This is a genomic window from Pseudomonas sp. 2822-17 (assembly GCF_002742485.1).
Classification (GTDB): Bacteria; Pseudomonadota; Gammaproteobacteria; order Pseudomonadales; family Pseudomonadaceae; genus Aquipseudomonas; species Aquipseudomonas cyclaminis.
This window is the reverse complement of sequence record NZ_LJRZ01000127.1, coordinates 1-321: the sequence shown is the minus strand read 5'-3', so window position 1 is coordinate 321 and position 321 is coordinate 1. Positions and strand designations below refer to the sequence as shown.

General features: G+C 48.3%; 1 protein-coding gene and 1 pseudogene. Both read right to left on the bottom strand.

Annotated features, from left to right (window positions below; translation table 11 throughout):
* On the bottom strand, nucleotides 1-99 hold a 99-nt coding region (locus AOA60_RS01230; RefSeq protein ID WP_256592782.1), incomplete at its 3' end, for a 3-hydroxyacyl-CoA dehydrogenase NAD-binding domain-containing protein.
* Nucleotides 100-321: pseudogene (locus tag AOA60_RS01225) on the bottom strand (acetyl-CoA C-acyltransferase); the annotation flags it as partial. It abuts the gene before it with no gap.

The following is a 321-nucleotide window of genomic DNA, read 5'->3' as shown; positions in this document are numbered from 1 at the left end:
ATCATGGAGAATGACATCGTACCCATTCAAGGCACAAACTTGCGCAATACCTGACCCCATCTGGCCTGCTCCGATAACCATTATTTTTTGGATATCCATCTATTTCTCCACCTCAATCATCACAGCATCCCCTTGGCCACCACCGCTACAGATTGCTGCAATACCAACTCCGCCACCACGACGCTTCAGTTCATAAGCCAATGTAAGGATGATCCTTGTGCCACTAGCCCCTATTGGGTGACCGAGAGCTACTGCTCCACCATTGACATTGATTTTGGCAGGGTCTAACTCTGCAATTTGACCACTTGCTAATGCAACTGC